This window comes from Halomonas sp. NYA30 (genome assembly GCF_976980765.1).
Window position 1 is genome coordinate 3,144,756 of the sequence record NZ_OZ334477.1, and the last position, 23,231, is coordinate 3,167,986.

26 protein-coding genes are annotated in these 23,231 nt (G+C 52.6%); 6 read left to right on the top strand and 20 right to left on the bottom strand.

Annotated elements, in window-relative coordinates:
• The first annotated feature begins 133 nt into the window (after window positions 1–133).
• A complete protein-coding gene (locus ACWI0H_RS14640; RefSeq protein WP_101145547.1) occupies window positions 134–1,150 on the top strand; it encodes an IS30 family transposase in 1,017 nt (338 codons plus the stop codon).
• Here ACWI0H_RS14640 and ACWI0H_RS14645 read toward each other — a convergent pair.
• The 10 genes from ACWI0H_RS14645 to ACWI0H_RS14690 all read right to left on the bottom strand — a co-directional run bounded on the left by ACWI0H_RS14645 (window position 1,147) and on the right by ACWI0H_RS14690 (window position 9,066).
• Window positions 1,147–1,341 carry an AAA family ATPase gene (locus ACWI0H_RS14645; RefSeq protein ID WP_485873791.1) on the bottom strand — a complete coding sequence of 65 codons (195 nt, stop codon included), beginning with the start codon at window positions 1,339–1,341 and terminating at the stop codon, window positions 1,147–1,149. The two genes, ACWI0H_RS14640 and ACWI0H_RS14645, sit on opposite strands and share 4 nt — an antisense overlap.
• 8 nt (window positions 1,342–1,349) lie before the next feature.
• A protein-coding gene (locus tag ACWI0H_RS14650; RefSeq protein WP_101146788.1) for an IS630 family transposase occupies window positions 1,350–2,364 on the bottom strand; the annotation gives its coding sequence in 2 pieces (ribosomal slippage) (window positions 1,350–1,976 and window positions 1,978–2,364; 1,014 coding nt in all).
• A 60-nt stretch (window positions 2,365–2,424) separates the two neighbouring features.
• Window positions 2,425–3,324: an AAA family ATPase gene (locus ACWI0H_RS14655; protein ID WP_485873792.1), complete on the bottom strand. Its 900-nt coding sequence runs from the start codon at window positions 3,322–3,324 to the stop codon at window positions 2,425–2,427.
• A 293-nt stretch (window positions 3,325–3,617) separates the two neighbouring features.
• Entirely contained in the window at window positions 3,618–4,655 is a 1,038-nt protein-coding gene (locus tag ACWI0H_RS14660; protein ID WP_485873793.1) for a hypothetical protein, read from the bottom strand.
• An 83-nt stretch (window positions 4,656–4,738) separates the two neighbouring features.
• Window positions 4,739–5,083, bottom strand: coding sequence for a DUF7947 five-stranded beta-barrel domain-containing protein (locus tag ACWI0H_RS14665; RefSeq protein ID WP_485873794.1), 345 nt, complete (start codon window positions 5,081–5,083; stop codon window positions 4,739–4,741).
• A 198-nt stretch (window positions 5,084–5,281) separates the two neighbouring features.
• On the bottom strand, window positions 5,282–5,575 hold the full coding sequence (locus tag ACWI0H_RS14670; RefSeq protein WP_485873795.1) for a DUF7946 domain-containing protein: 294 nt from the start codon (window positions 5,573–5,575) through the stop codon (window positions 5,282–5,284).
• Window positions 5,576–5,827: 252 nt separating this feature from the next.
• Entirely contained in the window at window positions 5,828–6,148 is a 321-nt protein-coding gene (locus ACWI0H_RS14675) for a DUF427 domain-containing protein (RefSeq protein WP_485873796.1), read from the bottom strand.
• A gap of 84 nt (window positions 6,149–6,232) precedes the next feature.
• Window positions 6,233–7,027 carry a carbon-nitrogen hydrolase family protein gene (locus ACWI0H_RS14680; RefSeq protein WP_485873797.1) on the bottom strand — a complete coding sequence of 265 codons (795 nt, stop codon included), beginning with the start codon at window positions 7,025–7,027 and terminating at the stop codon, window positions 6,233–6,235.
• Window positions 7,028–7,228: 201 nt separating this feature from the next.
• Complete coding sequence (locus ACWI0H_RS14685) at window positions 7,229–7,831, bottom strand: glutathione S-transferase N-terminal domain-containing protein (protein WP_485873798.1); 603 nt, start codon at window positions 7,829–7,831, stop codon at window positions 7,229–7,231.
• Window positions 7,831–9,066, bottom strand: a complete 1,236-nt coding sequence (locus ACWI0H_RS14690) for a YbfB/YjiJ family MFS transporter (RefSeq protein ID WP_485873799.1) — start codon at window positions 9,064–9,066, stop codon at window positions 7,831–7,833. Before ACWI0H_RS14690 ends, ACWI0H_RS14685 begins: the two co-directional genes overlap by 1 nt.
• Window positions 9,067–9,213: 147 nt before the next feature.
• Between ACWI0H_RS14690 and ACWI0H_RS14695 the strand changes: the two genes are divergently transcribed.
• Window positions 9,214–10,107 (top strand): LysR substrate-binding domain-containing protein, encoded by an 894-nt coding sequence (locus ACWI0H_RS14695; RefSeq protein WP_485873800.1) that lies wholly within the window; start codon window positions 9,214–9,216, stop codon window positions 10,105–10,107.
• Here the strand turns inward: ACWI0H_RS14695 and ACWI0H_RS14700 are convergent, their stop codons facing one another.
• The 8 genes from ACWI0H_RS14700 to ACWI0H_RS14735 all read right to left on the bottom strand — a co-directional run bounded on the left by ACWI0H_RS14700 (window position 10,108) and on the right by ACWI0H_RS14735 (window position 16,982).
• The gene (locus ACWI0H_RS14700; protein ID WP_485876242.1) at window positions 10,108–11,052 is read right to left on the bottom strand and encodes a zinc-dependent alcohol dehydrogenase family protein; all 945 of its coding nucleotides are present in this window, start codon (window positions 11,050–11,052) and stop codon (window positions 10,108–10,110) included.
• A 173-nt stretch (window positions 11,053–11,225) separates the two neighbouring features.
• Window positions 11,226–12,593, bottom strand: coding sequence for a carboxylesterase family protein (locus ACWI0H_RS14705; protein WP_485873801.1), 1,368 nt, complete (start codon window positions 12,591–12,593; stop codon window positions 11,226–11,228).
• A 62-nt stretch (window positions 12,594–12,655) separates the two neighbouring features.
• Window positions 12,656–14,164 carry a Fic family protein gene (locus tag ACWI0H_RS14710; protein ID WP_485873802.1) on the bottom strand — a complete coding sequence of 503 codons (1,509 nt, stop codon included), beginning with the start codon at window positions 14,162–14,164 and terminating at the stop codon, window positions 12,656–12,658.
• A 197-nt stretch (window positions 14,165–14,361) separates the two neighbouring features.
• Window positions 14,362–14,964 (bottom strand): glutathione S-transferase N-terminal domain-containing protein, encoded by a 603-nt coding sequence (locus ACWI0H_RS14715; RefSeq protein WP_336274042.1) that lies wholly within the window; start codon window positions 14,962–14,964, stop codon window positions 14,362–14,364.
• A 2-nt stretch (window positions 14,965–14,966) separates the two neighbouring features.
• Window positions 14,967–15,500, bottom strand: coding sequence for a haloacid dehalogenase type II (locus ACWI0H_RS14720; RefSeq protein WP_485873803.1), 534 nt, complete (start codon window positions 15,498–15,500; stop codon window positions 14,967–14,969).
• A protein-coding gene (locus ACWI0H_RS14725; protein ID WP_485873804.1) for an IS5 family transposase occupies window positions 15,446–16,299 on the bottom strand; the annotation gives its coding sequence in 2 pieces (ribosomal slippage) (window positions 15,446–15,957 and window positions 15,957–16,299; 855 coding nt in all). Before ACWI0H_RS14725 ends, ACWI0H_RS14720 begins: the two co-directional genes overlap by 55 nt.
• A 9-nt stretch (window positions 16,300–16,308) precedes the next feature.
• Window positions 16,309–16,578 (bottom strand): hypothetical protein, encoded by a 270-nt coding sequence (locus ACWI0H_RS14730; RefSeq protein ID WP_485873805.1) that lies wholly within the window; start codon window positions 16,576–16,578, stop codon window positions 16,309–16,311.
• Window positions 16,579–16,646: 68 nt separating this feature from the next.
• On the bottom strand, window positions 16,647–16,982 hold the full coding sequence (locus tag ACWI0H_RS14735; RefSeq protein ID WP_339935700.1) for a zinc ribbon domain-containing protein YjdM: 336 nt from the start codon (window positions 16,980–16,982) through the stop codon (window positions 16,647–16,649).
• Between the two features lie 99 nt (window positions 16,983–17,081).
• Here ACWI0H_RS14735 and ACWI0H_RS14740 point away from each other — a divergent pair, with 99 nt between their 5' ends.
• Window positions 17,082–17,471, top strand: a complete 390-nt coding sequence (locus tag ACWI0H_RS14740; protein ID WP_485873806.1) for an ester cyclase — start codon at window positions 17,082–17,084, stop codon at window positions 17,469–17,471.
• Here ACWI0H_RS14740 and ACWI0H_RS14745 read toward each other — a convergent pair.
• Both ACWI0H_RS14745 and ACWI0H_RS14750 read right to left on the bottom strand, forming a co-directional pair.
• On the bottom strand, window positions 17,468–18,571 hold the full coding sequence (locus tag ACWI0H_RS14745) for a DUF3541 domain-containing protein (RefSeq protein ID WP_485873807.1): 1,104 nt from the start codon (window positions 18,569–18,571) through the stop codon (window positions 17,468–17,470). The two genes, ACWI0H_RS14740 and ACWI0H_RS14745, sit on opposite strands and share 4 nt — an antisense overlap.
• 122 nt (window positions 18,572–18,693) lie before the next feature.
• On the bottom strand, window positions 18,694–20,370 hold the full coding sequence (locus tag ACWI0H_RS14750) for a methyl-accepting chemotaxis protein (protein ID WP_485873808.1): 1,677 nt from the start codon (window positions 20,368–20,370) through the stop codon (window positions 18,694–18,696).
• Between the two features lie 301 nt (window positions 20,371–20,671).
• Here ACWI0H_RS14750 and phnC point away from each other — a divergent pair, with 301 nt between their 5' ends.
• The 3 genes from phnC to phnE are packed head-to-tail and all read left to right on the top strand — an operon-like array spanning window position 20,672 to window position 23,223.
• Entirely contained in the window at window positions 20,672–21,517 is an 846-nt protein-coding gene (phnC, locus tag ACWI0H_RS14755) for a phosphonate ABC transporter ATP-binding protein (protein ID WP_336274044.1), read from the top strand.
• Complete coding sequence (gene phnD / locus ACWI0H_RS14760) at window positions 21,514–22,383, top strand: phosphate/phosphite/phosphonate ABC transporter substrate-binding protein (protein WP_485873809.1); 870 nt, start codon at window positions 21,514–21,516, stop codon at window positions 22,381–22,383. The genes phnC and phnD overlap by 4 nt, the downstream gene beginning before the upstream one ends.
• Window positions 22,384–22,392: 9 nt before the next feature.
• Complete coding sequence (gene phnE / locus ACWI0H_RS14765; protein ID WP_176301979.1) at window positions 22,393–23,223, top strand: phosphonate ABC transporter, permease protein PhnE; 831 nt, start codon at window positions 22,393–22,395, stop codon at window positions 23,221–23,223.
• The last annotated feature ends 8 nt before the right edge of the window (window positions 23,224–23,231 follow it).

The window sequence follows — 23,231 nt, forward strand, 5'->3', positions numbered from 1 at the left end:
CGGATGTTCTTGAAATTACATTTCTTGACGATATGAGCTGAATGCGTTGATATAAAAGTTTGAAGCCCCTTGATACCTCTTGGCCGCAGAAACTGAGTGCAACACCTTAAAATTTTAGTAAGGTGTTGGATTTATGGCTTATACAGAACTCAGTATCGAAGAGCGTTCCACCATTCAGGTCAGCCTTTGGCAGGAGATGAGCCTCCGACAAATAGCCAATATGCTGCAACGATCTCCATCCACCATCAGCCGCGAAGTACGTCGCAATCAAACTCAGCGCGGTACTTACCATGCTCGTCATGCACACACCCATCGTTGTGCTAGGCGTGTTGCTTGCCGCCCTAAGCCCAAGCTGCTTCTGGGCAGTGGTCGCTTTGAGCTGGTCATGTATATGCTCCGCCACCGCTTGTCTCCAGAGCAAATCGCAGGCAAGCTCCGACGCATGATCATGCCCCGATTTGAAGATGCTTACGTTTGTCGCGAGACGATTTACAGCGCCATTTACGCGTTACCTGTGGGTGAGCTTAAGAAAGAGTTGATCCACTGCCTTCGCCAAGGTAAATCAACGCGTAAACCTCGTCGTGGCCAGGTTGATCGGCGTGGGCAAATACCCGATATGGTGAGCATCCACCTTCGACCACCAGAGATCGAAAGGCGTGCCATGCCAGGACACTGGGAAGGCGACTTAATCAAAGGTAAGAACAATGCCTCTGCGGTTGGCACGCTAGTCGAACTAAGCAGTGGATACGTCATTCTAGCCAAACTCAACGATGCAACGGCCACCTCGGCGGTGGAAGGGTTTAGCGCAGCGCTCAACCGGATGCCGCTAGCGGCGCGTAAAAGCATGACGTACGACCAGGGGCGGGAAATGGCCAAACATGCGGACATCACCCAGGCAACGGGCGTTGCTATCTACTTTTGTGATCCACATAGCCCATGGCAACGGGGTAGCAATGAAAATATCAACGGCCTGATACGACAGTATTTACCGAAAGGAACCGATCTCTCTCGGCACACTCAAGAAGAGCTAGATGCTATTGCGCTACAGCTGAATATGCGACCTCGGAAGCGATTTGACTTTAGGTGTCCGATTGAAGTGCTGGGTGAGCTGTTAGCGAAGCATCAAGACAATCCACCCGCTGTTCATTAACGAGTGTTGCACTCAGAGTCTGCATCCAACCCTTTTAGAATCTTGGAAATTTGCTCAATGAAAACATACTGCAGTTGTGGATGGGTGTGAGCTTCAGGTTCTTCAATAAACAGAAGGTTTATATCCCGCCCCTTACCTTCAAAGTCAGCCTTCTCAATCTCTATATTGAGAAGAAGGTAGAGTATGTTCATGTAAGTGCCTATTCAAAATTAATCGCGTGATCAGTTCCGTAACCACCGAGTAAGCGGTGTACCTCTTCATGTAGACGTTCAAACGAGAGATAGGCACTCAAGGGCAGCCAGGTGTACTTCATCTGCCGCCACAGAATCTCTATCAGATTCAGCTCTGGTGAGTAGGCAGACAGATAGATCAGATGCACACGTTGCGACATCCACTCCACCCTCTTGCGCCTAAAGGCCTTGGAGCGATGCATGCTGGCATTGTCGAGCACCACAACGGCGAAGGTGTCTGGATCCTTCTGGATCACAAACTGGTCAAACGCTTCTATGACCGTTTCCGTGGTCACTGTCTCGGTTGTCGTGTGATAGACCAGTTTTCCGGCTCGGCTTAGGAAGCCCAGCACGTTTAGCCTTCGGCTGCGGGAGTAGGCAGTGACTTCCCAGGGCTTGCCGATAGGGCTCCACGCATACGGCACCGACGACGCTTGTGAAAAACCTGATTCATCAAAGTAATAGAGCTCGTGCTCGCCTTGGTCCTCTCGCTCGTGAAGCGCTTTCATCAAGCCTTGCGTTTTGCGAAAGTCCGTTTCGTCACGCTGGGTCTTGAGTGAATGCCGAATGCGCTTGAAGCTATGGCCATTTTTTTTTCAACGCCCGGCGCAGTGTCACCGTGGCGACAGACTTGCCAGTCTCTTCTTGAAAGCGAGCCTGTAAGGCGCGAATCTGATGGGGATGCTCGGCTACCAACGCTTGCAGTCGCTTGTGATCGTGTTCATCGAGGGCGGGTGTTCGTCCACTACGCGGTTTGTCGGTGAGACCATCAAAACCGGACACTTCCCATTGCTTGAACCATCGTGATACGGCATCGCGGCGAACCTGAAGTATCTCACTGATTTGGGTAATAGTATGGCCTTGGTCACTCAGTAGAATGGCATGCGCCCGACGACGGAGAGCGCGCTTCTCGCCATGGTGATAGGCGGAGGTCAGCGTCTGTTGTTCAGGTTCAGTGAGAGGGGCAACGAAGCGTTTTTCCATGGTTCTGTCCGTGTCAGAAATCCTGGCATGGATATTACACGAAAACTTTAGATCAGGTACTTAACCCAACCCGTTTAGGTGTTCAGGAAGTTCTGTATCATCTATCCCATAGGTAATTTTAGAATGGCTTGCCATGACTTCCTTAGACTGAAGATCAGACACAACATTTAAGGCTGTAAGAGCAAGAAAGGACTTTGCATTTTCAAGAAATGGTTCAAAGAAGGTTTTATAGTTGCCACTTAGTTGAACATCAGCGTCTATAATAGATGAATTAATGTCGTAAAGATCATCATGAGACATCTTAACTTTACTGTTATAGAACCGCGTTGTTAAGTGTGAGAGAATTCTTCGGTCTTGAGGGCTTGCGTCTGAACTTGTAACACTTCTATTTGCTTCAATTACCTTCAGGTTAATAAGATTGTTTACATCTGAAGCTTCCTTCTTGATCAAATTTGAGCGATGTTCAGCTTCAAAATCATTGTAGCTATCAAAGACATAGTATCCAACTTGGATATAATCAGAAAGATTTTTTCTGATGAACTCATCTTTCCTTTTGGTAACAGCTTCAAGATCTTTTAATAATTTCGATTTATTGATCGTTGCTTCAAAAGCAATTCTTACTGAGTTACATTTTGGATCAAGATCCACAATGAAATCAGAGAGATTCTGAAGGTTGTCTTCTTTGCCATACTCTATCTTCAGGGAAAGTCTTATCGCCAATGAATAGACATCTGTCTCGTCACAAATCTCAAGGATGTCTTTACGCAATCTCATAGGAAAATCATCGTAGCAAAAACGTCTGAATTTCAAAAAATTCTCAAACAGAACAATGAAAGATGTCTTCCCCGAGTTATTTTTGCCAATCAAAAGAGAGAGCTCGTTATTTGACTCAACTTCTAAATCCAGCGTTGTGTCTTTAAGTAATCTGAAATTCTGCATGCGTACTTTACTTATGTGCATATTTTCTCCTTCTAAAAAAATAGGAACACCTTAACTCCCCGCCCAAGATTCGCTTAAATCTCACTATTTCATGAAATCTATCCATCATGGAGCTTCCATATATTTTTTATATTTAGCTTCATTTGAACATTCAGAGTTTGGCTACTTACTTCACGGATCTGAGTTTAACCGTATTAGGAAAACTTCTATGACCATCCTCAATTATCATGTCTAATGCCAACCACAACCGGACACATAAAAGCGGAGCAGAGCGCAGCTTTTTGATGCCCGAGTTCATGGCATTGTTAGGTGTTTTACTTTTCATCGAAAAACTTCATGTTACCTTTAGCTAAAACCCAATAGAGAGGAAACTCTGAAACCGAACCACATTTTTCACATTGAAAACGTTCATGCAAATAGAACATTGCAGCATTTTTCTTTTTAATTCTAAAAGTCGCTTCACAGTGTATACATGAAAGCATATCCTTCATTGTTTTTTGCAACACCCTGCTAATAGACATTTTACGCCCATCTAGAAATAATGCCTCGTAACATCCCATAGTTATAAGAATGAGGTGATTTACTGTTTTTTGGTTAACAGAGTGTATTCGATTAAATGATGCCAATGTGATTTGTGAGAGATATAAAAATAGATAGGGCAGACCTTCCTTTAAAAACATATAGTAGTAATCATCTAAAGCATCTTCGAAGACAAAATTAAAAGAATAGTTTTCTGTTTTTAGCAAATCACCTTGAGACGTAGTTAGATGGGTTGCCCGCTGCCATGTTGCCTCAAAACCATTTTCATGTTTTTTTGAGTAAACGTAATTCCATATACTCTCTTCATCAAATGCATCCTTTAAATGTAACTTAGCAATCGCCTGCCTTATGATTTCCAGTCGTTTTTCCTTAGTTACTCCGCTAAAACTAATATAGTTATCCGATTCAAATCGTGAAATAAAATCATCTTCATCTGCAAGAATCCAGGAAAGGAAAAAAAGGTGTTCCTTGAGTGGCTTTCGCAGTAGTGAAAACGCTACCGAAAACTTACGCTTTTCGAAACACATCAATGACTCATACAAGAAATGAAGCATGTCTGCAGTTAATGCCAAAACGACATGACTTACGATATGGTGCTTGTAGGGCTCAAGAAGACCATTATCTTTCATGTAAGACAATATCTCTACATTCTGAAACTCTGCTTCTCTGCCCGTTTCGATTATTACCTTATGAAAAGTGTCGACAACTATATCTTGAACTCCGTGAGAATCATACTCAATCAGTAACTCGAGTATCTTGTCATGTAAGAAGAAACAGAACTCATGTGCCGGCCAGTAGTCTGGGGGCAGCATTTCTAGCCTATCCTCTCCTAGAATTCCTATTGATCGCATTTTCACCTACTTTTTGACATCTGAGGCTCAAAACAGCGGTGCGTTTACGCATCCGCCTGATTTTGCTTGTTAGCATTTTGTTTAATTAAAACCTTCTCTACGAGGTATCGCTTCAATACTCCTTTAGCAGATACTACTCTTTTTGCGTGAAATTCAACTTTTCCTTCTCTTTCACCACTTTGAGCATGATGCATTGACCAAGTTACTCGCTTCCTCATTTGCTCAGGGGCTTTTTCAGGGATTTTAAACGATACTGTATGGCCTTTCTTATCTTCATAAAACCTGCCGATACCGGAAAGTATGTTGTACTTAGTAACGTTGCCTTCTATGCCCGTTACAATCTGGTTTTCTGTGCGGATTGAAACACTCTTCAGTGTTTCTGCGTTCATGTTTATGACATCGCCAACCCTGGGCCTAGAAACTGTTATAGTTATGTCAGGGTTATTTTTAATTGGTCGATGAGCTTCTTCTAACGCAGACTCTAATACCTCTTCTATATCACTTATGAAAGGCTCAACTCGCTCTCCAAGTTTTTTAACTGTTGAAGTTTCGGGTTCGTAAACTAAATCGAGGGTTTTTGACCACGTCTACTTCAAAATGTCCCAAAAGGCAGCAGCAACAACGCTTCCAGCAATAGGATTTTCAATTATTAGAGTTAAAACTTGCTCATAGCTACCTTTTTGGGGAGGGCTAACAAATATCTTGGCTCCCGCAGCCCTGTTCCCTTTCCTTTTAACATCACCATCATTTAGCAAAGCATGAGTTGTAATCGCTATTGCTCTAGCAAAACCGTGTAATGATACAGACGCATCGTACATATCCAACCGGTGAAGATCAGCATCCCCGCCTTGATACGAAAGCTTTATTTGAATTTTTTTCATAATCTTTTTTTAAACTCCGAGGCAAATTACTCAAAAATGCCAACAGTGATCAGGCTGAATGCTGTGGTACAAAATGAAAGTGACGGCACGTTTAATAACGTTGTCTAGCACATTACCCATACCCTAACCTTTTAAAACCACTAATCATTAATTACAAATAAGCAATATAACAACAATCATTGTGCTCTCTGTATAAAACGAATGAACGTGCCTGCAGTATTTACCGGTATGAGCGTTTTGTGCCGAACAGCGTCATCCGCTTACTCCCTCAGAAAATGCCACCTTGCCCGCAATAGCTTCCATACCCTCAATCGGTTCCTCATAACTCCAAGCGATATCCCGATTCTCACCCAGCGAGAAATACACCGTATGCCCTTTAAAGGGACAATAAGTGGTGTTTTCTGAAACGGTGAGTAAGCCCATTTGCACGTCTTCACGTGGAAAGTAGTGGCGTGGCGGGTAGCCGTGCTCGCGGAGTTCAAGCGTATTGGTGGAGTCGGCTAGCAGAATGCCATCAACCTGCACTTGCATGCGCTGCTTGCTGGGGTGAAGCGTTATGCGGGCATTCTGCATTTTGTTGTCCCTGCGGCATTTTTTGCTCTAATGCTTCGAGACTAGCAGTTAACTTAGGTTAAGCCTACCTTGCCGGATTAGCTTTTAGTCGGTAACTGATCCTTTTTGATACAGGTGAGTCATTACTTCCACGCTACCGCTTAATGCACCGTGTTGAACGCGGCACAGCACTAGGCTGGGCTGTGTGCCTTTGGCTGTAATAGTTAGCTCGCCTGCTGCGTTCCAGCCGCCGCTATTGCCGCAGGTTTCCCATCCGCCCGTGGTGGAAACGTGGTTGGCGAGCAGTACCGGCAGTTGGTGGCGCTTTGCGATGGTGGAAAGTAGCTCGGCATCTTTTACGTAGCCGCCTGGGGAGATCAGTGCACTGGCTAGGTAAACGTCCGCTTGTTGGGCGGCGGCGGTTGCAGAGTGGCCGGGGTGGGTGAAGTCGGCGCAAATGGCCAGGGCAATGCGGGTGCCGTTTACATAGATAAGGCCGCTTTCATGGCCTTGGGCACAATAAACATCCTCCCCTTCGTGAAGGTGCTGTTTTAGGTAGAAGGTGTGTTCACCGTTGGGGAAGCAGATCACCGCTGCAATATAGGGTTTGCCGTTTGGGTTGTGCAGCGGGCAGCCTGCAATCACCACCGTGTTAGTAGCTACGGCGGCAGCAGTGAGCGTGGCAAAGGTTTTATCGTTGCGGGGCATAGCCAACTGGCTGAGTAGCGCCAGCTCGTAGCCAGTGAGCGAAAGTTCGGGAAAGGCTACTACATTGGCCCCTAGCGCGGCGGCGCGTTCTATGTAAGCCAGGTGCATTTGTAGGTTTTCGTCTACCGCTGCTTTGCTGACAGGCAGTTGGGCTAGTGCAATGGTGATGGGGGCTGGTGCGGTGGTTGTCATTTTTTATCGCTTCGCTGGCTGGGTGCTGGAAGGATCGCGGGCTAAAGCCACCTCCCACCGTGCCTTTATCGGTTTTTTGCCATACAAGGTAAATACCGCTTCTCGTCCAAAAACAAAAGCGGCTAAGAGATGTTTGACCAGACGATAACACTCCGCAATAGCGATGCGATACTGCCAGCCAGGGCATGAGCGTAGGCTTTGCTAAACAAATGCCGTCTGCTGAAAGCTCTCTCTTGCAATCACACCAGCATGCCAAGCCTGAAGCTGCGGATACTCTTCTTCCCAGTTCACCTCTGGCAGCCTGAAGGCGAGATAATCCAGCGCGACCGCAATAGCAATTTCACCCAAATTGATAGTTGAGGGCTGCGGTGTTTCTCCAAGCTCACTGTTCAACTGATTCAACAGCCGCTGAATGGCCCGCGAACGCCGCTGGCCCAGCTCGCTATCATCAACCCCATTGCCGAAATGCTTTCTGGCAATCACGGTGGTGAACGCGGCATCCATCAGGTTTTGGCCCAGCCCCGCCAGGTGCAATACATTCCCCAGGCTGGCTGCTGGCAGCATGGGCGGGTTGGGGCTTACGCTATCCAGGTAAACGGCAATCAGCATGGATTCGCAAAGCTGGGTGCCCTCCTCCGTTACCAGCGCCGGAATGCGCCCGGCGGGGTTGGCCTTTAATAGATCGACATCGTCTGCCCAGGGGTCGCACCACTTCAGCGTCACAGCGTCTGCTAGGCCTTTTTCCAGTAATACGATGCGCACCAGGCGCGCATAGGGCGAGGTTGCGTTTAGGTAGAGTTCCATTATTGCCTCCCGTGGTGTGTAGCGTGCTTTGTAGGTTGTTGGGCAGAAAGTTGCGCATGGCGCTGTTGTACACCGCGGCTAAGCAGTACCAGTAAAAAGCCCGCGACGAGGATGATGCCGCTGATGGCAAACAGGGGCGCGTAGCTGCCCCAGGTGCCATAAAGTGCCGACATGGCATAGCCTGCCACCGCCTGGGCGGCGGCAAAAGCGGCGGTGGCTTGCCCCCAGAGTTTCTTGTGGGCGGTTGGCCCTACCAGCTCAGCAAGACGGCCAGAGGTGAGTGCGACAATGCCGGGGATCATTGCCCCCACCACGAACGAGGAAACCGACTGGCTGAGGAATGCGAGCGAGAACACCGGCAGTAAGACAGCGGCGGCCTTCGCCGCAAAGGCGATCATTAAGCCACCCTGCCAGCCCACTCGCTGCGCCATTGCGCCAACCATGAATGGCCCACACAAGGCACCCACCCCGAAGATTCCCCACTGCAGTGAAGCCGCTTGATTGCCCAGGGCGTTTTCCCTGGCGAGATAGTCCACCCAGAACACGGTATGGGGCACAAAGCCAATCGCATCCAGGGCGTAAGCGCCCACCACCAACATCACGATTATCTTTACACCCGCACCCCCTGTGGGGCTATTCACCCTTGGGCTAGCCGTGATTGGTGAGGTTAAGTGTGCTATTCCCCAGTCGCACAAAAGGCCAGCGGCAATACACAGCAGCCCAAGCGTGCCCCAGGTGACGGAGAGGCTTAACGCTAGGAGTAGCGGTACGATGAAGGCCGAAAGCAGTGCGCCAAAGCCAATACCGGTAAACACCATGGCCCCGACACGTACTCGCCTTTCAGGTGGCGTGGCCGCTAGCGCCAGCGAGGGGCCAACGACCATTAAGATGGCCCCGGCAATCCCCGAGACCAACCGCCAGAAGAAGAACCAGAGAAAACCGCCCGCCCCGGCGCAGAGCACAAAGCTAAGCGTGATACCCGCGAAGCTTGCGGCCATCACCATGCGAGGAGAAAAGCGCTCACTCAGCCAGTGGGCAGCGAGTGCGCCGATAAAGTAGCCCATCAGGTTGGCGGCCCCCAGGTAGGCGCCTTGGCTCGCGGTGAACCAACCCTCTTGAATAATCGCGGGTAGTAGCGGCGTATAGGCGAAGCGTGCGATGCCTATCGCCGCCAGGGTCGCCATTATGCCTGTCATCAGGGCGGGCAGATCGTGGGTAGTGAGTGTTCGCTTCATCACGCCAATTCCTTTTTGTGCTACTCCTTGGTGGGGTCGGCAGCACGTGGGTACACCACCAGACTACGCGTGAGGAATTATTTCTAGAAACGATTAGTTTTGATCGCTACTATCTTGTTTATAGATAACCTGACAGGGAGACGGCGCGTGCAACTTAAATCGCTGCGACTGCTCGTAGCCGTGGCCGACACCGGCAGTTTTGGGGCGGCGGCCAAACGGCTGCACACGGTGCAATCCAATGTGACCACCCACATTAAGAAACTCGAGGAGGAGTTAGGCGTACAGCTGATTCACCGTGCGGGGCGGGTTCGCCCTACGAGTGCCGGGTTGGCGCTGGTGGAGTACGCCGAGCGCATGCTGTCGGCCCACGATGAAGCGGTGTCGCTGTTCAAAGGCCAGGAGAAGGCGTGTGGGCGGCTACGCATAGGCGCCATGGAGACCACAACGGCATTGCGCCTTCCGCCGATACTGGCGGCGTACCACGCAGCACAGCCTGACGTTGATATCCAGCTCAAGACCGGGCCCACGGCTGAGCTGGTCGAGTTGTTGCTTAACGGGCAGGTGGACTGTGTTTTCGTGGCCGGTCGGCTCGAGCATGGCCGCTACCATTCGCTCAAAGCGTTTAGCGAGCAGCTTGTCTTAGTCGGCTCAACGCCGATGACGAAGATGCCCTCTTCACAAGCGCTGCTGACGTCTGCCTTTTTGGCGTTTCGCCAGGGGTGCAGCTACCGCCAGCGTATCGAGCTGTTGCTGGCCTCCCATGGCGTCAATGCAGGGCGGATCTTCGAGTTCGGCTCCCTGGACGCGATGCTTGGCTGCGTTGCTGCCGGAATGGGTTACACGGTACTCCCCCGTGGGACGGTTGAAGCCCACCAGCACCGGTTCGGGATTCATACGCTGGAACTGCCCACGTCCATCGCCAATATCGATACCTATTTTGTCGCCCCCGAACCAGAAACCTGGACACCCGCACTGGCAAGCTTCGCTGAAACGTTGCGTGACTCGGTGTTGGTGGATGAGCCTCAGTTGACTGCGTCGTGATTAGAATTTGATCAGTACTTTGCCGATGTGTTTGGCGGCAGCTTGGAAGCGGTAGGCTTCTGGGGCGTCGTCAAAGTCAAAGGTTTTGCTGATGAAGGCGGTGCTGTCGTTTGCTGCCAGTGCGTTGATGTAGTTGACGAACATGGCGCGGCTGCCGTTGGCGATGCCTTTGATGGTGATGTTTTTGGTGATGAAGCTGATGTAGTTGGGGATCGGTGAGTTCTGTCCTGGGGTAACGCCGATGATAACGATTCGACCATTAACAGCCGCCGCGGCAACGGAGTGGCCTAGGGTGTCTTGCCCGCCGGTTTCGACGATGATGTCGGCGCCTTGGTCGTTAGTTTGCTTCATTAGCTCGACAGACCAATCTGGGTATTGTTTGTAGTTGATGGTGATGTCGGCACCCAGTTCACGAGCAACGCTGAGTTTCTCGTCGCTTGATGAGGTGATCGCTACTCGCGCACCGTGCATTTTCGCTACTTTTAACGCGGCTAAAGACACGCCCCCAGTGCCAAGGCACAGCACGAGGTCGCCCGCTCTTATGTTGGAGGTTTCTACCAGTGCGTTCCAAGCGGTTAGCCCTGCGGATGCGAGAACCGCTGCGTCTTGATCTGGGATGTTGTCAGGTAAGCGAATGAGTGACGCTGCAGGCAGCAGGATTTTTTCAGCTAGCCAGCCGTCGTGGGTGATGCCAATGTCGTGGGAGAAAATATTGGCACTGAAAGGGCCTTCGTGCCAGTTAGCAAAGTGACCACACACCACGCGGTCGCCAACGCTGACCTCTGTTACGCCTTCGCCAACGGCAATCACATCGCCCACGCCTTCTGTGCCAGGCACGCGCTTAGGGTCTTGTAATGGGCCGTAGGTGCCGGTGAGTATTTGTATGTCTCGGCTGATTAGGCTGACTAATCGTGGCGCAATGATGGCTTCTCCAGGACCTGCGATAGGTTCTCACTTAAGGTGTTGGTGCTGTGTTGTTCGCCAATTTGAAATGCTTTCATCGAGTAGGTAATCCTTTTTTTAGCCTGTATAAGAACGATGCTATCGCGCTGGGCTAGCAGTTTAACTGCTATTACCCAGCAGTAGTCTGGCATCCCCATTTTCAAGATGAGCTAGCGCTAGCTTACCTCCCACCACTCAAGCACCTGGGGCTCGATATGGCCGGTGGCCGGAAGCTGACCGTTGCGCGCGAAGTCGGCCCATAGCGCACGCATGCGTTGGCCATGTTCCAGCAAAGTGGTCTCGTCCACGCCTTTTACCAAATCGGCATGTTGCCAGCTGGATGGCTCGCCCAGTAGCAGCGGCAGGTCGATTGTGTGGGTGGCGCCAAACGGATAGCGGCCCTTGCACCAGTCCAGCCGATACAGGTAAGCGCGCCCACCTGCCTGGGCGTGGCGGCGGGCAAACTTATGCGCATCGCGGATATAGACTGAGCGTGTGGTGACGGCCACCATCGCTTTATTGAGCGCCTCCCCCACTAAGGGCGTGTTACGTAACCGCGTCAGGCTCGGCGATATCACCACAAACAGCGTGTTCTCTTCCGCGGTATAGCCCATAAACAGGTCGATTTTTGCGGCCGCGCGACGCCAGGCCGCATCGGTCTGGGCTTCACTGGGCAGCGGGTAGTGGCCGTACTGGGTGCCAAACGGCATGGCCGCTTTTAGGCCAAAGCCGCGGGCGGATTCAGCCACCTGGGTCTGTACGCGCAAAAGCTCATTAATAGGCGCATTGTCTTTTAAAGTGGCGGCTTTTTGGCCCATCTTGGCATTCATTTTTGCTCGGCCACGGCTAATGCCCAGCGGCGCGCTTTGAATAATGGCGCGCTGAAAAAGTCCTTCGGTGCCCTCGGAAATCATCAGATGCGCCGCTGCATCGCCCCCGGCGGACTGGCCAAATAGCGTGACATTGGTTGGGTCGCCGCCCATGGCCGCAATGTTGGTGTTGATCCAGCGCAGGGCCGAGATCATATCGAGCAGCCCCAGGTTCGCGGGGCGGTTGGCGTAGCCGCCCAGAAAACCCAACAGGCCAAGCCGGTAGGTGACCGAAACCACAATGAGATTGCCTTCGAGTGCCAGCGGGCGCACGTCGAACACCGCAAGATCCCCGGCGCCAAACACGTAAGAGCCACCGTGAATCCATACCATTACCGGGCGCGGCGCTTTAGCGGGGTTATCCGGCTGGGTGACCGATAAATGCAGCTCGCCCTCAACGGCGTGGAACTCCTGTTCGGTAACGCCTAATGCTTCATTCAGCTCTGGGATGGTGTTTTGCGGCGAGGCCGGTGACCACTGAGTAGCCTGGATAGGCGTGGTCGATGGCGGCTCATCTTTTGGGGCGCAAAAACGCTGAGCACGGGCGTAGCGAATGCCCGTGGCGCGAATAACGCCGTTATCCCGCCAGCCGATAATCTCCCCGGCGGGGGTCGTAAAGCGTGGCGCATCGTGGTCGTTTTGCTCAGCAGGGCCGTTTAGCTCTTCGTAGTGCATACCGCTCCTTGGTTTGCTTGATGAAATAAGCGCAGCGCCGCTCTTGCAGGTCGAGGCGTCGTTTAATCAGGAGGCGCTTGTTCATTTTGGTGCGCCTCAAGCACTGTAAGCGCTTCGGCTTCGATAGCATCAAGTACCTCGTCAGCCACTTGATAGCGAAATTGTTTACGGCGGTTGTTTGAAAGACGACCCTCATTGCTCAGGCACATCATGACCAAGCGCGCCAAATCGCTACCACGAATATCGTAAGCTTCGTTTATTGCAGCATACACATGATCGAAACACGCCAAGTAGTGAGCCTCGGCTTTTAGCTCGTCTTCCAAAGCTGCTTTTGCCATTTTTAGTAAAAATGCCACCGCCTCTGTCGCATCCCAAAAACGGTACAGGGCGTCCAACCCCTTAAAGTGAAAGTCATATTGATCAGCATCTATCCAGGTGACGTTCCAATGCTCTCGGGTGGGCTTTGAAAACGCTTCGAGAGCAGCCAAGTACTCTGTTTCATGACGCTTCATGGCAACCGAAATAGGTAAAAGACTGTCGCGATCCAACCCTCCCTTTCGGCATAACGTATGGTGTATCAGAAACCGCGAGATGCGTCCGTTGCCGTCCATGAAAGGGTGTAAAAAAACAAATCCAAAGGAGAGCACCGCTGCCACCACCAGTGGCGAAACGCCGTCTGCTATCCCCTTTTCTGAATCTTGATTGGCCCAGGTCATTAGCCAATTCATCAGCTCATCACAAAGCGCTGGCGGGGGTGGCAGATAGCTGACGCCTAGCGCTCCGGGTAAGCCATTGTGCAAGTAGTTTTGCTCATGGCGAAAGGTGACGGCTTTGTCGAAAGGATTACTGATAGCGCTGTTTTGAAGTTCGACGAGGTAGGCTTCTGTCAGCGGTCTACGTTCATGGGCTTGGCGCAGCAGTTGCATGAAGCGCTGTTGCTTATCTGGCGATGGCGACTCCTGTTCGATCGCGAACGAGGACTGAGTTTCACTCAAATATGCCCACTGAATTGCACGATCAAGCATACCCGTGGGCAATGAAGCCATAAAAGTGGAAGCTTGCCCCAGGATATCTTCTTCTAAAAGCGCCGTAATAACCGAGGTTCGACGTACAGTGGCGCAGTAGCCCAACGTGCCTAGACCATTGAAATCGATTCGCCAACGGCTATCCCGTACCGAGGGGCCGACAATATAATGCTCAGGATCGAAGAGAGGCACTGCCCGACCGCTGACAGCGATATCAAACGGCAAGCGTTTGACCATCGCTTCATATAGATGCGCTAACTTCCTCAAATAAATGCCGTTTGGCGAGTTTTGTAAGGCCTCTTGTAACTCTTCTGTGGGCAGATGGGGCAAAGTACCTGCCAGTATGGCAAGGTCTATCCCTTCGTGTTTCAGCGCAAACACCAGATGAGCGAGCAGTGAGGCATCCGGGGCTCGTCCTGCGGGTACCGCTATCTCGTCCCCCATAGTCATGATGCGCGTCACGGGACGAACCCGCGCGGGGTGTTTGGGCGGGCATACTCCCAAGGCTAAATGCTCGTGAAGGTATGCATAGCCTATCAGTTTCATCTTGAAGTGCCTCGAAACAGAATATTTTGTTCACTTCATCAAGAAAATATTCAGTAAGCAACTAGAAGATGATTTTTTATTAACCTGTAACACCCTGTAGGATTAGCTTTTAATCGCACATTACTCATGTTTCGCGGCAAGCCCGTTCATGCTCGCTAGGTAAACACGCTTGGCCCCACTTCTCCTGATAGAAAATCCTAACAGAAAGACGTCTGCTGAAAGCTCTCTCGCGCAGTAACGCCAGCATGCCATGCCTGAAGCTGCGAATGCTCTTCTTTCCAGTTCACATCTGGCAGCCTGAAAGCTAGATAATCCAGCGCCACCGCAATGGCGATTTCACCAAGATTGATGGATGAGCCTTGCTGTTTTTCCCCAAGCTCACTGTTCAACTGACTCAACAGCCGCTGAATAGCTCGCGAACGACGCTGGCCTAGCTCGCTCTCGTCAATCTCGTTGCCAACATGCTTTCTGGCAATCACGGTCGTGAACGCGGCATCCATCAGGTTTTGGCCCAGCCCCGCCAAGTGCAGCACATCCCCCAGGCTGGCGGCTGGCAGCATTGGCGGGTTGGGGCTTACGCTATCCAGGTAAACGGCAATCAGCATGGATTCGCTAAGTGTGGTTCCCTCCTCCGTTATCAGCGCCGGAATGCGCCCGGCGGGGTTGGCCTTTAACAGATCGGCATCGTCTGCCCAGGGGTCGCACCACTTCAGCGTCACGGCGTCCGCCAAGCCTTTTTCCAGTAATACGATGCGCACCAGGCGCGCATAGGGCGAGGTGGCGTTTAGGTAGAGTTCCATTGTTATTTCCCTAGTTGCTCGCTCAACGCGACAAGGTCTTCAGCCACAAAATCCCACGCTTCTTCTGCGTCTAAATCTTTGCTTTGGTGGGGCCCATACTCTGTGCGACGGGGGATAAACGCCGTTTTCAGTCCCAATGCACGGGCAGCACGCAGGTCAGCATTATGCGCCGCGCACAGCATTACCTCTTCCGGCGGTAGGCGTAGCAAGCGGCAAGCCCCTAAATAAACCTCCGGGTCAGGCTTGTAGTGCTCGAATAACTCGGCGCAAAAAATCATATCCCACGGTAGCTTGGCGTGACGGGCAACATCGACCATTAATGAGACATTACCGTTGGTCAACGTTGCGATGATGGCGTGCTCTTTCAGGCGCTGTAGGCCCTGTGGTACATCTGGCCAGGGTTCTAATTGGTGCCAAAAGTGATTGACGCGATCAATGGTCGCTTCGTCTAGCGCAATCCCCTGTTGATCGAGTAGCTTGACTAGGTTTTGTACGAAAAGTTGGCTCGCAAGCAACGGTCGATGCACGCGACGCATACCATCGCTCTAAAGCTACTGGCTAACTTTTCATATCGTGTGGCGATTCGGCGTAACTCTTTCAGCCAACCAAAGCAGCGCTCTACTGCATTGCGTTGCCGATATTTATGTTTATCAAACCGTCTTGGTAATCCAGGACGGGCTCTTCGATGCATATCACGTTGAGCTATCACGGGCTTCATACCGTGCCTGTCACAATAGTGGCGTAGCTCATCGCTGTCATAGCCTTTATCCGCCACGATGTAGCGACTACGCTTACGGGGCCGCCCCGTTCTACCTGGCAGATGAATCCTTTCTAAGGTAGAGATGAAGTGTCGAGAATCTGCTTGTTGGCCGGGTGACAAAGTGAAGCTCAAAGGCCAGCCGTGCCGGTCACATACCAAGTGAATTTTGGTGGTAAAGCCGCCGCGGCTACGGCCAAGCGCATGATCTACCGGTTCTTTCGAGCCCCCTTTTTAGCGCCACCCGCGGCAGCACGTGTCGCTCGAACTGAGGTGGCATCAATCATCCATGTATCCAAGTCCATAAGCCCATCTTCACGCAACCGAAGCTGCAGGCGGGCCAAGATGGCCTCGAAAGTGCCATCATCGCGCCACTGGCGAAAACGTTCATAGGCGGTAGACCAGGGGCCATATCGTTCAGGTAAATCGCGCCACTTGGCACCCGAGCATAATATCCAGAAAATACCATTGAGCACTTGCCGGTCATCGCGTCTGGGCCTGCCCATGGTTTGAGGAGGCGAGACGATATCTTCAATCTGTGCCCAACCGTCATCAGATATCTCGTAACGTCCGACCATCGTTTTCCCCTATGCTGCTATTGCATAGGAAAAGTTAGCAGATAAGACTTTTCGTACAAAGCCTAAGCTTTCTCGATGCAGCTCATCTAATACTGTCCAGGGGATTTCCCCTCTGCGCACCCTGTCCATGGAAGGCGCATAAAGCTGACGCCATTGATCCGCCAGTTCTTCACTGGGTAGATCAATCCCCAGTTCTTGCTCAAGCCCCCTGAACTGATGTATCAAGCTGGATCGCCAATCAACAATAGTGCCAAATACGTCAAACACGATGGCTTTCATTAGTGTCTCCTTGATGGATGGTTATTGCTGACGGCGTCGTTAGGTGGCTAGAAGTATCCTGGGCTGGTTTAGGCTTTTTTCACAAAGTGGGCGGTCACCATCATGTCGCCGACGCCGTCGACCTTACAGTCTAGTTGGTGATCCTTGCTATCCATTAATCGCTTGATCACGGCTTTGGTGCCCACCTTGAGTACCAGTGAGCTGCCTTTGACCTTGAGGTCTTTGATCATCGTTACCTTATCGCCTTCCGCTAGCAGCGTGCCGTGGGCATCTTTTACCGTCACGGTGTCTTCCGCCGCAGCCTCAGCAGGGTTCCATTCGTGGGCACATTCGGGGCAGATGAACAGGCGTTGATCCTGATAGACGAATTCGGATTGGCAATGGGGGCAAGGTGGGCACGGCATGAGTGATGACTTCTGTGGTTTGGTTTAGGCTGATGATGATACTTAGCCAGTGGCGCCGTGGCGAATGCCTTCACGCCCGCCCAAGAAAGGAGAACCAGGATGAACAAACGTGACCTGGAAGCGACCTATCGTGATTACATCACCTGCCTCAATAATCAGGACTGGATGAACCTTGGCCAGTTCGTGCATGACGATGTCCACCACAACGGCAAGCGCCTAGGCGTTGATGGCTATCGCGCCATGCTGGAAGCCGATTACGAGCAGATGCCGGATCTTCACTTTAACATTGAGCTGCTGGCCGTTGATTCACCGCATGTTGCGTGCAGGCTGCGATTCGATGTCACCCCCAAAAGTAGCTTCCTCGGCCTTGCGGTGGATGGCAAAAAAGTAACGTTTTGCGAGAACGCATTCTACCGCTTCCACGATAATAAGATTCAGGAAGTCTGGTCGGTGATCGATAAAGTCGCGATTGAGGCGCAGCTTGGTTAAACGTTCTGGTTATCTCCATTCACAAATGAATAGAGCAGAATATCGCATTCGGCTGAGCGCCCGCCAAGCGCGTCCGAGAGGTCGGGGCCTGTATGCAGGCGGCCCGGCCAGCGCAGCACCATGATCGCCAGAACGTTGCGGTGTTCACCACCCGCCAGCTCCTTTTCCCCCTCGGGCGAGGGAATGATGCCGCTGTCCGGGTCGATCGCCGCCATTAGTGCCTCGCGCACCCGTCCCACTAGCGGGTGGTCCTCGCGGCCGGCCAGCAGGAAGGCCAACGCCACCTCGGCCTGGATGTCGGCCGTGGCGCGGGCCATGATGCCGGCCGTCTCCCGTTCCAGCGCTTCCAGCACCCAGGCGTGCACCTCCGGGTCCACCTTCCGCTGGTAGTAGCGACTGTCAGCGATGACGAAGTGGGTCAGGCCATAGAGCCAGTTACGGTACTCGGCGTCGTTGAGCCCGGCAACTCGATCAGGCGGGTAGTGGCGTCGGAAGGCTTCTTCCACCTCCCGGCGCAGGTCCATCACGCCGAGCTGGTGAAGGAAGTACTTATAGTTGGCCACCTGAGCGGCATAGATCCCGATCACCGCGGGGTCGGTCAGGAAGGCCGCCCAGTCAACTTCTGCCTGGTAGCCCAGCGCCCGCTCGTGGTCCTCAATGGCTGGCAGCAGGCCGTGGTACTCGGCCTGGACCAGCCTGAACAACAGCCCCCGGGCGAAGGCGATCTCCTCCCACTCACTCAGCATGGCGCGCCGGGCACGCTGCTTGGCAGTGCGCTGCGAATAGTCGGCAACGATCGCCCGGCTGCGGGCAGCCGCGTACCCGGGCTCGGCCAGGCCGACGATGTCCTCCTCGAGTCGCGCCAGTAGTCGCTCGCCGTAGGCGTGATTGAGGGCGCACCAGCGCTGCTCGCCAGTCAGGCGGTAGAGCCGCTGGGCAAAGTGGCGCTGCTTGTCCTCGGACAGCGTCGGCAGCGCCTGCTCGTAGATCTCCTGGATGGCCAGACCGGCGTCGCGCTGGACGTCACGCTCCGCATGAGGCTCCATGGCGGCGCAGCCAGCCAACACCAGCACAATCATCAGTGAAAAGAGCTTTTTCATGACGGCCCCTTGGTGGCGTTCACTATCGATAGGCCATCATTGCACAGTTGATGAGCAATTAGGTGTTAGCTGATTGCTCAGAAAAAAAGCGCCCTGAGGGCGCTTTTCATAACGGCTAGCGATTAGAAAGAAGTCCATTTCTCGGTGTCTTGCTTGCCACCAACCACGTGAGTCGGCAAGCCTTTGTTGGCCCGCGGCTGGCTGTCACGCGCTCTTGGCGCTGCGGGTAGCGCGCGTTGGTTTTGGCCGGTGGTCGCTCCTCTAAAGAACGATACCTCCTTCAACAACGCTTCCGCTTGGCTTTGCAATGAACGCCCTGCCGCACTGGACTCTTCCACCAAACTCGCATTCTGCTGGGTGACACTGTCCATTTGCGAGACGGCGGTGTTTACCTGCTCGATACCTTGGGACTGCTCGCGGCTGGCAGTGGCAATCTCACCCATCAACACCGAGACGCGCTTAACGCCATGGACGATACCTTCGAGCGACTTGCCTGCTTGGTTGACCAGGTTTGAGCCGGTGTCGACTTGGCCGATACTGTCCTCGACGAGTTTTTTGATATCTTTCGCGGCATCAGCACTGCGCCCTGCCAGGTTGCGTACTTCGTTGGCCACCACTGCAAAGCCACGACCTTGCTCGCCCGCGCGGGCGGCTTCCACTGAAGCGTTCAGCGCCAGCAGATTCGTCTGGAAGGCGATTTCATCGATCAAGCCGACGATACCGGCAATCTTGCGGCTTGAGGCGTTGATGCCTTCCATCGCTTTGACGGCTTGACCTGCGATCTCGCCCCCGGCGTTGGCTTGCTGGCTGACATCGTGCACGAGTTTGTCGGCTTCGGAAGCGTTGTCGGCGTTCTGGCGCACGGTCGAGGTGATTTCGTCCATCGAGGCCGCGGTCTCTTCGATATTTGAGGCCTGCTCCTGAGTACGGCGACTGAGATCGTCGGTGCCTAGCACGATTTCATCGGCGGCGACATTCACGGACTCGGCGTTATTACGAACGGACATGACCACCTGCGAGAACTTGGTTTCCATGCTCTTTAACGCCCTGAGCATCACGCCAAACTCGTCCTTGGCTGAAGCGTCGACGTTGTTATCGAGCCTGCCTTCAGCCATGGCATTGGCGAGTGCTTGCGCCTTGCCCAGCGGCGTCATGATGCCGCGAATCAACCACATTGAGAGCAGGATGCCGAAGATGATTGCCGCCACCATAACGCCTATAACGAAGTTGCGCGTCCAAGCATAGTCGCTTGCTGACTGCTGGTTATTGGCGGCGGCTTGGGCGCTGTTAAGGTCGATAAGGCCCTGAATCGCCGTGAGCACTTTAGGGTATTCAGCACGTAGCGTGGTGGTGGCTATCTCTCTGGCGGCGTCATAATCATTGCCAATCATTGCCGCGTTAATATCGTCAATACCGGCACGCAGACTGGCTAGCGACACGATAAAGCTTTCGGCTACCGCACGCTCTTGATCACCAGAAACACGCTCAGGGAAGTAATCATTCCAGGCGGCGTCGATAATGGCATCGTTTTCCGCAACCTCTTGTTTCGTTGTTATAGCAGATGCCGGGGTTCGATCGCGCTGCTCGGCCGTTATCTTAACCCGGTTGCCGAGCAGTGCTTGGTTGACCTTAATAAGATCACCCAAGGTGAGTAAGTTCCCCTCATAAGTCCTGTTGAGGGCATCGTTGGTTTTGCTGAGACTGTAGAGACCGATAATACCGACAACAATTAACATCAAGATACACGCGCCTAAACTCACGGCAAGCCGCAGTTTAACGCTTCGATTCAGAAGTAGCATGGGGGATCTCGTGAAAGCCCGCAGCGCGTTGCATTGGGCAGGTGGAAGCCATCTCGGTAACTTCAAGCGTTTAGACCCAACGCATCTTGATACCAAGCAAAATGCATTATCGGCACGCGCACAGAAACATTAAATTTTTTTAACTTATAAAGCGCCAATTTCTTATGTCATTACATGCTACCCGCCCCCTTTGATGGTCATTAACTTATCATCTGCATGACACAGCTTTGTCACCTAGGAGCGCTAACGTTGCATTGTGAGTCACAATCAAGTGAGCTCATACATTACAGAAGGTGATCCAATGGAGCCTGTTCAATCCTCTGACTTAATGCTCCGCATCGAGAAAATGGGGGTGACATATCCTGGGAATGTTCTCGCACTCCGACCCACCACCGTTGATTTCCACAAAGGGGAGTTTACGGTTCTACTCGGTCTTTCCGGTGCAGGTAAATCTACGTTACTGCGCTCCCTCAACCACTTGGTGCGGCCCAGCACCGGCAAAGTGATATCGGCTGAACTAGGTGCACTCGAAACCATTACTACGGTACGCCGCCATCGGTGCAAAACCGCCATGGTTTTCCAGCACCATCAGCTCATTGAACGCCACACTGCGCTCCAGAATGTGCTGATGGGTCGGCTTGCTTACCACAGCACCTGGCGCAGTTTGTTTCCGCTACCCAGGCAGGAACAGGAGCTTGCCCTGCACTGCCTGGATCGCGTAGGCCTGGCTGAGAAGGCGCTTACCAGGGTCGATCAGCTTTCCGGAGGGCAGCAGCAGCGCGTGGGCATTGCTCGTGCCTTGGCGCAGCAGCCCGCCATGATCCTGGCGGACGAGCCAGTGGCCAGCCTTGACCCGGCAACCTCTGAGCGAGTGCTTACATTACTGCGAGACATATGCCGTGAAGATGGTATTACCGCCATCATTTCACTGCACCAGCTGGAATATGCCCAGCGGTTTGCTGACCGCATTATTGGTCTAGCGAATGCCCAAATCGTTTTCGATGCAGCCCCGGCACAGTTACAGCAATGCCACCTAGATGAGATTTACCACGGTGCGCCAGGGGTTTTGCCCGAAGCCGATGAAACCACCAACCCCACCCCTCAATCCGCGAATACCCCTTCGATAAAACTGGAGATTGCACAATGAAACCGCTATTCAGCTTTTTCTTCGCTATCTGTCTTATGGCTGGAATGACCGTGTCGGCCTTAGCTGCGGATCCTGATCCAAACCCAGACCTGTTAAAAGTCGCACTGCTCCCTGATGAAAACGCTTCTGAACTGATCAAACGCAACCAGCCATTGAAAGACTATCTTGAAAGCACGCTTGGCAAAGAAATTGAGCTAATTGTCACTACAGATTACTCCTCCATGATCGAAGCCATGCGTTTTGGTCGCATCGACCTCGCCTACTTCGGGCCCCTCTCCTATGTGATGGCAAAAAGCAAAAGCGAGATCGAACCCTTTGCGGCCATGATTGTGGATGGCAAGCCCACCTACCGCTCCATCATTATTGCCAATGTCGATTCCGGCGTTGAGTCTTATGCCGATATCGAGGGCATGAAGATGGCCTATGGCGACCGAGCCTCCACTTCAAGCCACCTGATTCCCAAAACCGTGTTGCTTGAATCGGCTGGTTTGGAAGCAGGAGAGGACTATGAAGCCCATTTTGTTGGCTCCCATGATGCCGTGGCGGTGAACGTTGCCAATGGTAATGCAGATGCAGGGGGACTATCGGAAGTGATCTTTGAACATGTGATGGACCGCGGCCTGATAGGTCGCAGCAAGGTTAGGGTGTTGGGTCACAGTGGGGAGTATCCGCAGTACCCCTGGGCGATGCGTTCCAACTTGAGCCCGGAACTCAAGCAGGAGATACAAGACGCTTTCATTAGCATTGATGATGAAGAAATCCTGAGCAACCTGAAAGCCGAAGGTTTCGCCGTTATCACTGACTCCGATTACGATGTGATCCGGGAAATGGGTAGTCTGCTCAACCTTGACTTCGCCAAGATGTAAGGGGGCATTATGAATCAGACCAAAACGGATCCGCCGGCCCTTTCTTCATTTTCTCCTGACGCGGTGCTGGCCGAACACGCGCGCGGCTGGCGGAGTAAGCTCTTCCAAGTGGGCTCGTTACTGGCAGTGGTTCTCCTGGCTAGTTGGTACGTGGACTTGCTGGATTTTCGCACCCTAGCCAACGGGGTTCCTGCCATCGCCACCCTGCTGGGTGAATCGCTACCGCCCGATTTCACCAATGCCAGGGATTGGATGTCTCCGTTGGTCGATACGCTCGCCATGAGCATTGCTGGCACGGCAATAGCGGTCATCGCTTCCGTGCCCCTGGCGTTCCTGGCTGCTCGCAATACCTCGCCCCATCCCGTGGTCTTCCACGTAACCCGCACGTTGCTAAATGCTCTGCGCTCGGTGCCCGAGCTGATTATGGGCATTATCTTCGTTGCTGCAGTGGGTTTTGGCGCCTTGCCGGGCGTGCTAGCGCTCGGCCTTCATTCCATCGGGATGGTGGGTAAATTCTTTGCCGAAGCGATTGAGCATGTCGACCCAGACCCAGTGGAAGCCGCCAATGCCGCTGGCGCAACTCGATTACAGGTTCACTGGCACGCTGTGCTGCCGCAGGTTCTTCCGCAGTTTGCCGATGTTTCCATCTATCGCTGGGAATACAATTTTCGCGCCTCTACGGTGATGGGCATGGTGGGGGCTGGCGGGATCGGCTTCGAGCTAATGGGCTCTTTACGTGTCATGCAGTACCAGGAAGTCAGCGCCATCCTGATTGTCATACTCGTTATGGTGACGATGGTGGATAGCCTTAGCGGCCATCTTCGTAAGAAATTCAAGTAAGGAAATCA

What these genes read in the sequence shown, in the direction of transcription:
- ACWI0H_RS14745 (WP_485873807.1), bottom strand. Translation starts at nt 18,571, where the DNA reads ATGAAAAAGCTCTTTTCACTGATGATTGTGCTGGTGTTGGCTGGCTGC.
- ACWI0H_RS14645 (WP_485873791.1), bottom strand. Translation starts at nt 1,341, where the DNA reads ATGAACATACTCTACCTTCTTCTCAATATAGAGATTGAGAAGGCTGAC.
- phnD (WP_485873809.1), top strand. Translation starts at nt 21,514, where the DNA reads ATGAAACCGCTATTCAGCTTTTTCTTCGCTATCTGTCTTATGGCTGGA.
- ACWI0H_RS14685 (WP_485873798.1), bottom strand. Translation starts at nt 7,831, where the DNA reads ATGGAACTCTACCTAAACGCAACCTCGCCCTATGCGCGCCTGGTGCGC.
- ACWI0H_RS14735 (WP_339935700.1), bottom strand. Translation starts at nt 16,982, where the DNA reads ATGCCGTGCCCACCTTGCCCCCATTGCCAATCCGAATTCGTCTATCAG.
- ACWI0H_RS14705 (WP_485873801.1), bottom strand. Translation starts at nt 12,593, where the DNA reads ATGCACTACGAAGAGCTAAACGGCCCTGCTGAGCAAAACGACCACGAT.
- ACWI0H_RS14740 (WP_485873806.1), top strand. Translation starts at nt 17,082, where the DNA reads ATGAACAAACGTGACCTGGAAGCGACCTATCGTGATTACATCACCTGC.
- ACWI0H_RS14750 (WP_485873808.1), bottom strand. Translation starts at nt 20,370, where the DNA reads ATGCTACTTCTGAATCGAAGCGTTAAACTGCGGCTTGCCGTGAGTTTA.
- ACWI0H_RS14680 (WP_485873797.1), bottom strand. Translation starts at nt 7,027, where the DNA reads ATGACAACCACCGCACCAGCCCCCATCACCATTGCACTAGCCCAACTG.
- ACWI0H_RS14660 (WP_485873793.1), bottom strand. Translation starts at nt 4,655, where the DNA reads ATGCTGCCCCCAGACTACTGGCCGGCACATGAGTTCTGTTTCTTCTTA.
- ACWI0H_RS14720 (WP_485873803.1), bottom strand. Translation starts at nt 15,500, where the DNA reads ATGCGTCGCGTGCATCGACCGTTGCTTGCGAGCCAACTTTTCGTACAA.
- ACWI0H_RS14690 (WP_485873799.1), bottom strand. Translation starts at nt 9,066, where the DNA reads ATGAAGCGAACACTCACTACCCACGATCTGCCCGCCCTGATGACAGGC.
- ACWI0H_RS14675 (WP_485873796.1), bottom strand. Translation starts at nt 6,148, where the DNA reads ATGCAGAATGCCCGCATAACGCTTCACCCCAGCAAGCAGCGCATGCAA.
- ACWI0H_RS14640 (WP_101145547.1), top strand. Translation starts at nt 134, where the DNA reads ATGGCTTATACAGAACTCAGTATCGAAGAGCGTTCCACCATTCAGGTC.
- ACWI0H_RS14730 (WP_485873805.1), bottom strand. Translation starts at nt 16,578, where the DNA reads ATGAAAGCCATCGTGTTTGACGTATTTGGCACTATTGTTGATTGGCGA.
- phnC (WP_336274044.1), top strand. Translation starts at nt 20,672, where the DNA reads ATGGAGCCTGTTCAATCCTCTGACTTAATGCTCCGCATCGAGAAAATG.
- ACWI0H_RS14710 (WP_485873802.1), bottom strand. Translation starts at nt 14,164, where the DNA reads ATGAAACTGATAGGCTATGCATACCTTCACGAGCATTTAGCCTTGGGA.
- ACWI0H_RS14665 (WP_485873794.1), bottom strand. Translation starts at nt 5,083, where the DNA reads ATGAACGCAGAAACACTGAAGAGTGTTTCAATCCGCACAGAAAACCAG.
- phnE (WP_176301979.1), top strand. Translation starts at nt 22,393, where the DNA reads ATGAATCAGACCAAAACGGATCCGCCGGCCCTTTCTTCATTTTCTCCT.
- ACWI0H_RS14670 (WP_485873795.1), bottom strand. Translation starts at nt 5,575, where the DNA reads ATGAAAAAAATTCAAATAAAGCTTTCGTATCAAGGCGGGGATGCTGAT.
- ACWI0H_RS14715 (WP_336274042.1), bottom strand. Translation starts at nt 14,964, where the DNA reads ATGGAACTCTACCTAAACGCCACCTCGCCCTATGCGCGCCTGGTGCGC.
- ACWI0H_RS14655 (WP_485873792.1), bottom strand. Translation starts at nt 3,324, where the DNA reads ATGCACATAAGTAAAGTACGCATGCAGAATTTCAGATTACTTAAAGAC.